Consider the following 279-nt stretch of genomic DNA (forward strand, 5'->3'; position numbering starts at 1 on the left):
GTTCAGGAACCAATACAGGTAGCGGCACGAACACAGGTTCCGGCACGAACACTGGTTCAGGAACCAACACCGGCTCAGGAACGAACACAGGTAGCGGAACCAATACCGGTTCAGGAACTAACACAGGCAGCGGAACCAACACCGGTTCAGGAACCAACACCGGTTCAGGAACCAACACCGGCTCAGGAACGAACACAGGTAGCGGCACGAACACTGGTTCAGGAACGAATACCGGTTCAGGAACGAACACAGGTAGCGGCACGAACACCGGTTCAGGAA

General features: G+C 55.6%; 1 protein-coding gene. It reads left to right on the forward strand.

Annotation, left to right across the window (positions count from 1 at the left end; all coding sequences use genetic code 11):
* On the forward strand, window positions 1-279 hold a 279-nt coding region (locus tag HMPREF2542_RS09380; protein ID WP_186822144.1), incomplete at both ends, for a hypothetical protein.

Source organism: Streptococcus sp. HMSC034B05, assembly GCF_001809055.1.
In the GTDB taxonomy this organism is placed as follows: domain Bacteria; phylum Bacillota; class Bacilli; order Lactobacillales; family Streptococcaceae; genus Streptococcus; species Streptococcus constellatus.